Annotated in this window: 9 protein-coding genes; 5 read left to right on the forward strand and 4 right to left on the reverse strand. The window is 71.8% G+C overall.

Features of this window, described 5'->3' with window-relative positions; all coding sequences use genetic code 11:
• Positions 1–30: 30 nt before the first annotated feature.
• The gene (gene attM, locus BT98_RS0116755) at positions 31–822 is read left to right on the forward strand and encodes an AttM family quorum-quenching N-acyl homoserine lactonase (RefSeq protein ID WP_019462266.1); all 792 of its coding nucleotides are present in this window, start codon (positions 31–33) and stop codon (positions 820–822) included.
• Complete coding sequence (locus tag BT98_RS0116760) at positions 822–1,958, forward strand: iron-containing alcohol dehydrogenase (protein ID WP_019462265.1); 1,137 nt, start codon at positions 822–824, stop codon at positions 1,956–1,958. Before attM ends, BT98_RS0116760 begins: the two co-directional genes overlap by 1 nt.
• 75 nt (positions 1,959–2,033) lie before the next feature.
• Here the strand turns inward: BT98_RS0116760 and cynS are convergent, their stop codons facing one another.
• Positions 2,034–2,483: a cyanase gene (gene cynS, locus BT98_RS0116765; protein WP_019462264.1), complete on the reverse strand. Its 450-nt coding sequence runs from the start codon at positions 2,481–2,483 to the stop codon at positions 2,034–2,036.
• Positions 2,484–2,623: 140 nt separating this feature from the next.
• On the opposite strand from cynS, the gene BT98_RS0116770 reads away from it, so the two are divergent.
• Positions 2,624–3,715: a siderophore-interacting protein gene (locus BT98_RS0116770; protein ID WP_019462263.1), complete on the forward strand. Its 1,092-nt coding sequence runs from the start codon at positions 2,624–2,626 to the stop codon at positions 3,713–3,715.
• Positions 3,716–3,958: 243 nt separating this feature from the next.
• Here BT98_RS0116770 and purD read toward each other — a convergent pair whose 3' ends face one another.
• Entirely contained in the window at positions 3,959–5,236 is a 1,278-nt protein-coding gene (gene purD / locus BT98_RS0116780; protein WP_019462261.1) for a phosphoribosylamine--glycine ligase, read from the reverse strand.
• 83 nt (positions 5,237–5,319) lie between these two features.
• Between purD and xseA the strand changes: the two genes are divergently transcribed.
• Positions 5,320–6,804 (forward strand): exodeoxyribonuclease VII large subunit, encoded by a 1,485-nt coding sequence (xseA, locus tag BT98_RS0116785; protein ID WP_019462260.1) that lies wholly within the window; start codon positions 5,320–5,322, stop codon positions 6,802–6,804.
• Entirely contained in the window at positions 6,801–7,643 is an 843-nt protein-coding gene (locus tag BT98_RS0116790; RefSeq protein ID WP_019462259.1) for a M23 family metallopeptidase, read from the forward strand. Before xseA ends, BT98_RS0116790 begins: the two co-directional genes overlap by 4 nt.
• 21 nt (positions 7,644–7,664) lie before the next feature.
• On the opposite strand, the gene BT98_RS0116795 is transcribed toward BT98_RS0116790, so the two are convergent.
• Positions 7,665–9,191 carry a sensor histidine kinase gene (locus tag BT98_RS0116795; RefSeq protein WP_019462258.1) on the reverse strand — a complete coding sequence of 509 codons (1,527 nt, stop codon included), beginning with the start codon at positions 9,189–9,191 and terminating at the stop codon, positions 7,665–7,667.
• A 222-nt stretch (positions 9,192–9,413) separates the two neighbouring features.
• A complete protein-coding gene (locus BT98_RS0116800) occupies positions 9,414–10,895 on the reverse strand; it encodes a sulfatase family protein (RefSeq protein ID WP_051004938.1) in 1,482 nt (493 codons plus the stop codon).
• Positions 10,896–11,048: the final 153 nt, after the last annotated feature.

Here is an 11,048-nt window from a genome sequence, read left to right on the forward strand (position 1 = left end):
GCACGCGCGACGACAGGACGGGGAAACGCCATGAACGACATCCGGCTCTACATGCTCCAGTCGGGCACGCTGAAGTGCAAGGTCCATAACATCAAGATGAACCAGGGCGACGGCGCGCCCTACGAGATCCCCGTCCCCTTCTTCCTGATCACCCATCCGCAGGGCCACACCATCATCGACGGCGGCAATGCGGTGGAGGTCGCCACCGACGCACGCGGCCACTGGGGCGGGATCTGCGACGTGTACTGGCCGGACATGAAGCCCGAGGAAGGCTGCGTCGCGCAGCTTGAGGGCCTCGGCATCCGGCCGCAGGACGTGCGCTTCGTGCTGCAATCCCACCTGCATCTCGACCATACCGGCGCGATCGGCCGCTTCCCGAACGCCACGCATGTGGTGCAGCGGGCGGAATACGAATACGCCTTCACCCCGGACTGGTTCGCGGCCGGCGGCTATATCCGCAAGGATTTCGACCGCCCCGGCCTGCGCTGGGAGTTCCTGAACGGCACCGACGACGACCATTTCGACCTTTATGGCGACGGCACGCTCACCACGGTCTTCACCCCGGGCCACGCGCCGGGGCACCAGAGCTTCCTGGTCCGCCCGCCGAGGAGCGGGCCGATGCTGCTGACCGTCGATGCCGCCTATACCACCGACCATTGGGAGGAGAAGGCGCTGCCCGGCTTCCTGGCCTCCACGGTGGACACGGTGCGCTCCGTGCAGAAGCTGCGCCATCTGGCGGAACGCACAAAGGCCCAGGTGGTGACCGGCCACGACCCGGATGCCTGGCCCGGCTTCCGCAAGGCGCCGGAATACTACGACTGATGGGCGGCTTCACCTTCCTTTCCGTCCCCCGCATCGTCGTGGAGACGGGCGGCCTCGACAGGCTGGGCACGAAGCGTGTCGCCATCGTCTGCGACCGTGGCATCGTCGAGGGCGGGTTGGCCGCGCACGCCCGTTCCGCCCTCACCGCCGCCGGCCTCACCGCGCGGGTGCTCGATGGCGTGCAGGCCGATCCGCCCGTGGCCACGGTGCGCGCCACCCTGGCTGCCGCGCGGGATTTCGCGGCGGATGGGGTGGTGGGGCTGGGCGGCGGCAGCTCGCTCGACACGGCGAAGCTGGTGGCGTTGCTGCTGCGCTCCGGCCAGGCGGTCGAGGAGCTTTACGGCCAGGACAAGGCGCACGGGCCGCGCCTGCCGCTGATCCAGGTGCCCACCACCGCCGGCACCGGCTCCGAGGTCACCTGGGCCTCGGTCGTCACCAGCGAGCGCAACGAGAAGCAGGCGATCTACGCGCCGCAGCTCCTGCCCGATATCGCCCTGCTGGATGCGGGGCTGACGCTCGGCATGCCGCCGCGCGTCACCGCCGCCACGGGGCTCGACGCCATGGTCCATGCCGTCGAGGCCTATACCAGCCGCACGCGCAAGAACCCGGTCTCCGACGCGCTGGCGGTGAAGGCGCTGGCCCTGCTCGGCGGCAACCTGCGCCGCGTGGTGGCGGATGGCACGGACCTTCCGGCGCGCGAGGCGATGCTGGAGGGCGCGATGCTGGCCGGCATGGCCTTCGTCAACGCCTCCGTCGCGGCGGTGCATGCGCTGTCCTATCCGCTCGGCGCACGCTTCCATGTGCCGCACGGCCACAGCAACGCGCTGGTGATGGGGCCGGTCTTCCGCTTCAACCTTCCGGCAGCGGCGGAAGCCTATGCCGAACTCGCCCCCTGCCTCCTGCCGGGCCGCCGCTTCGCCAGCGCGCGGGAGGCCGCCGAGGCCTTCGTCGCGGCGCTGGAGGAGCTCGCCGGAAGTGTCGGGCTGGAAACGAGGATGAGCCAGCTCGGCGTCACCGAGGCGGATCTTCCCGGCATGGCGGAGGAAGTGGTCGGCGGGCTGCAACGCCTCCTCGCCAACAACCCGCGCGACATGGTGCGGGAGGATGTCGTCGCGATGTATCGCGCGGTGCTGTAGCGGCGGCGCGCGCAGGCTCCGGCCCCGGGCGGAGGCTTCGCCTCCCCCCGGCCGCCAGCCGCGCGGGGAAGCGCCTCAGTACTGTTTGTAGGGCAGGAACTTCCCGCTCATCGTGATGTTCACGCGGTCGCCCGCATTGTTGGGCTCGCGCTGCAGATCCATGCGGAAGTCGATGGCGCTCATGATCCCGTCGCCGAACTCCTCGTGGATCAGCGCCTTGAAGGTCGTGCCATAGACCGAGATCAGCTCGTAGAAGCGGTAGATCAGCGGGTCGGTCGGCACCTGCGTCGGCAGCGAGCCGCGATAGGGCGGCTGCTGCAGCAGCTTGATCTCGTAGCTGTCGAGGCCGAGTTCCGTCCCGATCGCCTCCGCCGCCGGCCCGGGCAGGGGCATCTGCCCCAGCAGGGCGGCGGTCACGTATTCCTTGCTCAGCTCCCCGGCCAGGGCGGCGAGGCCCGCCCAGGTGAGGTCCCGCTCGATCTTGATGCGGACAATCTTCTCGGTGAGTTCGGCGCGTGCCGTCATGGGCTCTGCTGCTCCGGAAGGCGGTTGCGGAAGGCCGTTTCAGGCTGTATTGATAATCATTATCAATTATACACCAGCCTCCCAGGCTGGGGTGTCACGACAAGTCCTGCCTGGACAAGTCCCATCTCAGGGCCCCGAGAATGAACGCGATCACGACCCTGCGTGCCCGCACCCGGATCGAGCTTCCGGACCCGCCGCGTCAGCTCGACCGGCTCTGCGAAGGGCTGGGCGACTACGGCGCCACCGTGCGGCGGGAGGAGGGCCTCGCCTGGATCTCGCACCGGCTGGGCCGCGCCATGCTGACGACCGAAGGACGGGCACTGCGCCTCGATGTTTCCTCGGAGGACGCCGCCTCCCTCTCCATGCTGCGCGGCCTCCTGGCCTGGTATGTGGAGAATCTCGAAGAGGGGCTGAAGCCGGACTTCGCCTGGGCCGGCGATGGCTGCGACACGGCGCAGCTCCCCTATTTCCGCGCCATGCGCGTGGTCTCCAACGCCGCCGTCACGCCGCATATGCGCCGCATCCGCCTGGCGGGGCCGGACCTCGGGCGCTTCGCGGTCGGCGGCATGCACCTGCGCCTGCTGATCCCGCCGCCGGGCGTGCTGGACCCCGAATGGCCCGTCGCCGGACCCAACGGCGCCCCCGTCTGGCCGCAGGGGCCGCGCGCGGCCATCCCGCGCGTCTACACCATCCGCCGCATCGGCCCCGCCGCTGCCTGGATGGAGGTGGACATGGTCGTGCATGGCGAGGATGAGGGCGACGACGAGGCCGGTTCGGGTCCCGGCTCGCGCTGGGCGCTGGGGGCGGCGCCGGGCGATCCGGTCGGCATCCTGGGCCCGGGCGGGGGCGAGGGGCCGGTCGCGGACTGGGTGGTCCTGGCCGGCGACGAGACCGCCCTGCCCGCCATCGGCCGCATCCTGGAGGAACTGCCCTCCGATGCGCGCGGCGTGGCGATCGTCGAGGTCGCGGATGCGCGGGAGGAACAGGACCTGCCCCACCCGCCCGGCGTCGCGCTGCGCTGGCTGCACCGCAACGGACTTCCCGCCGGCACGCCCAACCTCCTGCCCGCCGCCCTGCGCGCCCTGCACTGGCCGGAAAGCGGCACCGCCGCCGCCTGGGCCGCTGCCGAGTTCCAGGTCGCCCAGTCCATGCGCTGCCACCTGCGCGACGAGCGCGGGCTGGACAAGGACCGCTGCTACTGCGCCGCCTATTGGCGGCAGGAGCGCGGCTGATGCGGATGGCGGCCGTCGCCCGGGCTTTGGCGGCGCGCTTCGTGGCCGGCCCCGGGGAAGGGGATCAGGACACGCTGCCCACCCTGGTGGCACCGGCAGTCCGCCGGAAAGCCATGCTCTCCGGCGCGATCCGGCCGCAGCGGGGGCCAACCCACCGGGTCCAGGGGGCGCAGCGTCCCGGCGGATAAGCGGGGATCGGGGGAAAGGCGGAGCCTTCCTCCGGGCCAGGGGCGCTGCCCCCGATCACCCCGCCCCGAGCGCCCGCCAGCCGATGTCGCGGCGGCAGAAGCCTTCTGGCCAGTCCAGCGCATCCACGGCGGCATAGGCGGCGTCGCGGGCCGCGCGCAGCGTCGGCGCGGTGGCGGTGACGCCCAGCACGCGCCCGCCGGTGGCGAGGATCTCGCCGCCCGGCCCGGCGGAGGTGCCCGCGTGATAGACCACCACGCCCGGCACGGCGCCGGCCTCGTCCAGCCCGCGGATCGCCGTGTTCTTCGCATAGGCGCCGGGATAGCCGCGCGCCGCCACGACCACGACCATGGCCGGGTCGGGCGACCAGCGCAGGCCGAAATCCTTCAGCTCTCCGTCGCAGGCGGCGATCAGCGCCGCCAGCAGGTCGGAGCGCAGCCGCGTCATCAGCACCTGGCATTCCGGGTCGCCGAAGCGGACATTGTACTCGATCAGCTTCGGCCCCTGCGCCGTCAGCATCAGCCCCGCGAAGAGCACGCCGCGGAAGGGCGCGCCGCGCCGCGCCATCTCCGCCAGGGTCGGCCGGACGATCCGCTCCATCGCCTCGGCCTGGAGCGCCTCGGTGAAGGCCGGGGCGGGAGAATAGGCGCCCATGCCGCCGGTGTTCGGGCCGGTGTCGCCATCGCCGACGCGCTTGTGATCCTGCGCCCCGACCAGGGGCAGGGCATGGCTGCCGTCGCAGAGGGCGAAGAAGGAGACCTCCTCGCCGGCCAGGCATTCCTCGACCAGGATCGAGGCGCCCGCCGCGCCGTGGATGCCGCCATCCAGCATGTCGGTGACGGCGGCCTCGGCCTCCTCCAGCGTGGCGGCCACCACCACGCCCTTGCCGGCGGCGAGGCCGTCGGCCTTGATCACGATCGGCGCGCCCTTCGCCCGGACATAGGCCATGGCCTCGGCGCTGTCGGTGAAGCAGGCCCATTCGGCCCCCGGCACGCCGGCAGCTTCGGCGACCTCGCGGGTGAAGCTCTTGGAGCCCTCCAGCCGCGCCGCGGCGGCGGAGGGGCCGAAGCAGCGGATGCCCGCCTCGGCGCAGGCATCGGCCAGGCCCAGGGTCAGCGGCGCCTCGGGGCCGACCACCACGAGGTCCACCTCCTTCTCCTTCGCCAGGGCGAGCTGCCCGGCGACGTCCTCGGCCGCCACGGGCAGGCATTCGGCGATCCGCGCGATCCCGGCGTTGCCGGGGGCCACCCAGAGCCCGGTCAGCAGGGAGGAATCCAGCAGCTTCCGGGCCAGGGCGTGCTCCCGCCCCCCGCCGCCCACCAGCAGCACCTTCATCGCGCGATCTCCACCAGTCGCCCGGCGCCTCGGGAAAGGCCCGGTTTTGTCGGTCGCCCCGGCGCGTAGCATAATGGACGGCGATGAGCGAAACCGCCGCCTCCGCCGCCAAGGGCTCCCCTGGAGCCTCCAACATCCCCGAATACACCGTGGCCGAGATATCGGGCGCGGTGAAGCGCACGCTGGAGAGCAGTTTCGGCCGCGTCCGCATCCGGGGCGAGGTCACGGAATGCCGCCCCTATGGCGCCAACCGCTTCTACTTCTCGCTGAAGGACGAGGGCGGGCAGATCCGCGCGGTGATCTGGGCCTGGAGCGCCGGGCGCACTGGCCTGCGGCCGGAGAACGGCACCGAGGTGATCGCGACCGGCAAGATCACCGCCTATGGCGACCGCTCGACCTACCAGATCGTGGTGGACCGGCTGGACTATGCCGGAGAGGGCGCGCTGCTCGCCCGTGTCGAGCGGCTGCGAAAGGCGCTGGAGGCGGAGGGCCTCTTCGGCGAGGAGCGCAAGCGCCCCCTCCCCGGCCTCCCGCGCGTGATCGGCGTGGTGACCAGCGCCCAGGGCGCGGTGATCCAGGACATCCGCACCACCCTGCTGCGGCGCTTTCCCTCCCGCATCCTGCTCTGGCCGGTGGCGGTGCAGGGCACCGGCGCGGCGGAGCAGGTCGCGGCGGCCATCGCCGGCTTCAACGCCCTGCCGGAAGGCTTCCCCCGTCCGGACGTGCTGATCGTGGCGCGCGGCGGCGGCTCGCTGGAGGACCTGATGGCCTTCAACGAGGAGATCGTGGTCCGCGCCGCCGCCGCCAGCCAGATCCCGCTGATCTCGGCGGTGGGGCACGAGACGGACACGACGCTGATCGACTTCGCCTCCGACCGCCGCGCCCCCACCCCCACCGCCGCCGCCGAGCTCGCCGTGCCCTCCCGCACCGAGCTTCTGGCCCAGGTGCAGCAGCGCGCCCTGCGCCTCACCCGCGCCGGGCAGTCTCACCTGGACCAGGTGCGCTACCGCCTCGCCCGGGCGACGGCGGCCCTGCCGGACCTGCCGGGGATGCTGCTGAACGCCCGGCAGCGCCTCGACGACCGGGGGGAGCGCCTCGCCCTGGCGCCGCGCGTGCTGCTGCGCGACCGCCGGGCACGGCTGAACGACGCCGCCGCCCGCCTGCTGCACCCGCGCGAGATGCTGGCGGCCCGGCGGGCGCGGCTGCAGCTCCTCGAATCCCGCTCCGGCGCTGCCGTGTCGCGGGTCCTGGACCGCGCGGCGCGGCAGTTCGCCCGCCTACCCGACCCGACGCCGCGCCTGCGCTTCCGGCTGCGCGAGGGGCGGCTGGCGCTGGACGGGCTTTCCGCCCGGCTGGAAGGCGCCTCCTACCAGGGGCTGCTGGAGCGCGGCTTCGCCCTGGTGCGCGACGGCGAGGGCAGGCCCGTCACCCGTGCCGCGCAGGTCGATCCCGGGGCAAGGTTGCAGATCGAATTCGCCGATGGCGTCATCGAGGCCGCCGACACCCGGGGTGCCCCCCCGAAGCGCCCGCGCACACCCAAGGCCAAGGAACAGGGTTCCCTGCTGTGATCGCACGCCGCCTCCTGCTGCCCCTGCCAGCCCTGCTGCTCGCCCGCTGCGCCGGTTCCGCCGAGTCGCGGCCCGGCACCGCCGCCTCCGCGCCCGCGCTGGAGATGAACCCGGCCGGCCTGACCCAGGGCGGCTTCGTCGCCGGCCGCACTGCGCCCGGCACGCGCCTCGCCCTGGATGGCAAGCCGGTGCCGGTCTCGGCGGATGGCCACTTCGCCCTGGGCTTCAGCCGCGATGCCGGGCCGGAGGCGGCGCTGGGCATCACCCCGCCCGGCGGCCGCACCGAGATCCGCCGCCTCGCCATCGCCCCCCGCCACTGGGACATCCAGCGCCTGAACGGCCTGCCGTCCCGGCAGGTGACGCCGAACGCGCAGGACCTCGCCCGCATCCGCGCCGAGCAGGTGCGGATCAACGCCGCCCGCGCGGTGGAAACCCCGGTGGCGCTTTATGCCGAGGGTTTCGACTGGCCCGCACGGGGCCGCATCAGCGGCGTCTATGGCAGCCAGCGCATCCTGAACGGGGAGCCGCGGGCGCCGCATCTCGGCCTGGACATCGCCGTGCCGACCGGCACGCCGACCGCCCCGATGGCGCCGGGGCGGGTGACCCTGGCGGCAGACCTCTACTTCACCGGCAATACCTTGATCGTCGAGCACGGGCAGGGCGTGGCCAGCCTCTACGCCCACCTGTCGCGCATCGAGGTGCGGGAGGGCCAGCGGGTGGGGCGCGGCGAGACCATGGCGCTTTCCGGTGCCACGGGCCGCGTCACCGGGCCGCACCTGCACCTGGGCCTCTTCTGCCGGGGCGTCTCGATCGACCCGGGGCCCGTGCTGGGGCTGTAGCGGGGCCGGCCGGAGGGGGCGTCAGCCCAGCGGCATCTCCACGACGATCCGGCCCCAGGGCACGCCACGGTCCACCCGGACGCCGTCGGGCTTGCGGGCCAGGGTCAGCAACAGGCGCATGCCGAGGCCACGGCTGCGAACCGGGGCGAAATCGGCCGGAAAGCCCTGGCCTTCGTCCTCGACCGCGATCCGCGCCACCTTCCCGAGCGGCTGCACCGAGACGGAGACCGTGCCGTGCCCGTATTTCAGCGCGTTGGTCACCAGCTCGGTCACGATCAGCCCCAGGGAGGTCAGCTTGTCCGGCGACAGCATCAGGGATTCGGTCGAAAGATGGATGGGACGGCCGACGATCTCGTCGGACAGGCTGCCGCGCAGGTCGTCCAGCAGGCCGCCAAGATAGGTGGCGAGGTCCGCCTCGGTGACGTCGTTGCCCTCGTAGAGCCGCTTGTGCACCGCCGCGACGGTCAGCACCCGGAGGGCGGCCTCGGCCAGATGCGCCCGGGCGCCGCCGTCGTTCACATGCCCGGCCTGAAGCTGCAGCAACGTATGCACGAGCTGTAGGCTGTTGCGGATGCGGTGATGCACCTCGCGCATCAGAAGGTCCTGCTGCCGCAGCAGCGCGTCCTTGGCCTCCACGGCCTTCACCCGGTCGGTGACGTCGCGCGAGATGGCGACGAACTGCTCGTCCTCCCCCTGCCCGCCCAGGGGTGCCACCAGCACGTCCCACCATTTCGGCGTGCCCTTGGTCGTGGGGCAGAAGGCCTCGAAATGCCCGATCCCGGTCTGGCGCGCCGCGCGGATGGCGGCGCGGACATGTTCCGCCTGGTCCGCGGGCCAGAGCTTTTCCCAGGGGCAGTTCGCCACCTTGGCGAAATCGTCGATCTCCATCAGGCACAGGCCGTTGTGGTTCATGCGGACCAGCGTGCCGTCGCCCCGCAGCACCTTGATGCAGTCGGGGCTGCTCTCGAAGACGCTTTGCAGCATCGCCTCGCTGTGCGCGAGGGCCACCTGGCGCGCCTGCCGGTCCGCCACCGCCGCGATGACGTTGGCCAGGGCCTGGAGGAAGGCGATGTCGCGCGGCTCAAAATCCGTGCGGTCGCCGCTGTCCACCTCCAGCACGCCGTAGGGCACGGCCTGGCCGCTGCCGATCAGCACGTTCAGCGCGCGCCTGACCCCGTGCTCCACCAGCAGGGCGGGGGTGCGGAAGCGGGCTTCCTCCGTCAAATGGTTGGAGATGACCGGTCGCCCGGTGCGAAAGGCATAGCCGGCGGGGCTTTCCAGATCCGCTCCCAGCCGGGCATGGCCCACGACCCCGGCATGCCAGCCGACCCCCGCCTGCACCAGGAAGGCGTTCTCCCCGGGCAGGAAGCGCAGGACCTTGGCGAAGGGCACGTCCAGCCCATCGGCCGCCACGCGGCAGACCTCGTCCAGCGAGGGCTGCAGGCTGTCGCCCCTCAGGGCGAAAAGACCGAATTCGGCGATCAGCTCCTGCTGCCGCAGCCTCTGATAGGCTTCGGCGCGCTGGGGCTCCATGTCGGGGGACAGCATGCCCGGAATTCTACACGTTCCCCGCCCCCTGGAAACAGGCCACGGCCCGGATGCCCCCGCGCCGCGCTCGGGTCGTCCATGCGCCGTGGCCGCGCGGCTTTCCGAGGGCCGGCGGAGCCCACCCCCGAGCACCCCCGGGGCGCCACGGGCGCGGCACCTCAAGCTGGGCGATGCTACCCTTCGCAGGAGTCGCGCCGGGGCAAGGCCCGCCGGCAGGCCGGTTCAGCGCTTCGGCGGCGGCGGCAGGTCCGGCTTCCCGCTGGGCGGCCTGGCCCCGAAATGATCGGCCAGCTGCGAGGCACTATAGGCTTCGGTGAAGCTTTCCTCGATCTCCGGCAGCATCGTCTCGTTCCAGGCGAGCCAGTCCTGCTCCATGCGCTCGAAGACGGCGGGCTGGCGGGCCTTCAGGTTCGCCCGCTCCATCGGGTCCTCGACCACGTTGAACAGGAAGCTGTTCTCCCCGATCTTCAGGTACTTCAGGTCGCCGTCGCGCATCGCCCGCTGGGCATTGGCCTTGTAGCGCCAGTACAGCCGGCGCGGCACAGGCGCCGCGCCGTCGAGGGCCGGCAGCAGGTCCATGCCATCCGGCGGATAGGCCGCATCGGCCTGCCCGCCGGCGGCGGCCAGCAGGGTGGGCAGCCAGTCCATGCTGGCCATCACCTGCTCCGAAGTGCCGCCGGGCCTGATCCGGGCGGGCCAGCGGATGACGGCGGGGATGCGCAGACCACCTTCCAGCAGCTCCGTCTTGCGGCCGTTGAAGGGCCAGACATCCGAGAAGCGCTCGCCGCCATTGTCGCTGGTGAAGATGACAATGGTGTCGCGGGCGATCCCCCTTTCCTCCAGCTCCGCCAGCACGAGGCCGATCTGCTCGTCCATCGAGACGACCATGCGGCCGTAGGTCTTCAGCGTGCCGCCGTCGAAGTTCCGCAGGTCCTTGCCCTTCAGCCGCTCGGATTCCGCCTCGTCGCCCGGGCCGACCCAGGGCCAGTGCGGGGCGTTGAAGTGCAGGCTGAGGAAGAAGGGGCGGCCCGCCTGCGCGAAGTCCCGCACCACCTCCACCGCCTTCCGGCCGAGCAGTTCGGTGGCATAGCCATGCTGGTCGATCGCCAGGTCGCCGTCCCAGAGATCGGGTTTCCCGTCCGTGCCGCGATGCGTGTAGTAGTCGATGGTGCCGCCGCGGAAGCCCCAGAACCGGTCGTAGCCGCTCTTCAGCGGGCCGAACTTCGGCAGGGCGCCCAGGTGCCATTTGCCGACCAGGGCGGTGCTGTAGCCGGCACGCTTCAGCAGCGAGGGCAGTGTCGGATGCTCGGGCGGCAGGCCGACCTCGTTGGTGCGCGACAGCGGTTCCCACAGCCCGAGCGGTAGCCGGTACTGGTAGCGGCCGGTGATCAGCGCCGTGCGCGTCGCAGAGCAGACGGCGGAGCTGGCATAGGCCTGCAGGAAACGCAGCCCCTGCCCGGCCAGGCTGTCCACCGCCGGGGTGCGGAAGGCGCGCTGGCCGTAGCAGGAAACATCCGCCACCCCCAGGTCGTCGGCCATGATGAAGATGATGTTGGGCTGTCGCGTGGCCTGGTTCGGGGCTCGGCCTTGCGTCTGGGCCTGCGCACCGGGGGGCGCCAGTGCGGTGCCCAGCCCGGCACCCAGCGTGGTCGCGCCCATGGCGCTGGCGGACAGCAGCCCGCGCCGGCTCATTTCCGTCGCCATTGTTTCCTCCCGTTTATTAGTTATGCGCCATAACTAACTCGTTCTTTTGCGCCCAGCAAGGACGGCGCCGATCCTGCCACAGTCCGTCATCGCGGCAGGCCCATAAAATCCACGCATGATAGGACTTGCATCAATACGTTTGTGCATGATTGG

This window comes from Roseomonas mucosa ATCC BAA-692 (assembly GCF_000622225.1).
Taxonomy (GTDB): domain Bacteria; phylum Pseudomonadota; class Alphaproteobacteria; order Acetobacterales; family Acetobacteraceae; genus Roseomonas; species Roseomonas mucosa.